This window comes from Variovorax sp. MHTC-1 (assembly GCF_003984645.1).
Lineage (GTDB): Bacteria > Pseudomonadota > Gammaproteobacteria > Burkholderiales > Burkholderiaceae_C > Variovorax.
Genome location: NZ_RWKI01000120.1, coordinates 1 through 254, shown reverse-complemented (window position 1 = coordinate 254; position 254 = coordinate 1). Strand labels below are relative to the sequence as shown.

General features: G+C 64.2%; 1 protein-coding gene. It reads right to left on the bottom strand.

The window, feature by feature from the left end; translation table 11 throughout:
* Positions 1 to 135 (bottom strand): chemotaxis protein CheW (locus tag EJI01_RS28525; RefSeq protein WP_185879120.1); only part of this gene is annotated, 135 nt, incomplete at its 3' end.
* Between the last annotated feature and the right edge of the window lie 119 nt (positions 136 to 254).

Sequence of the window (254 nt, the reverse complement as noted above, 5' to 3'; positions counted from 1 at the left end):
GATGCGCGTCACCGCGTCGTAGCCGCGCAGTTCCTGCACCTTCTGGATGTCGATGCCGTACTCCTCCTCGCCCAGCGTGAAGGAAAGGAATTCCAGCGGCCTCGCGGCCTGCTTCGATGTGTCTGTTGGGTTCATCCGGGTCTCTTCATGAGGTTTGAAATTGCAGGAGAGCGGGGCGGGCGCCGGCATCGAGCCGGAATACGCTCACCGCCTCGACGAGGTTGCCGGCCTGCTCCTGCATCGACTGCGCCGCG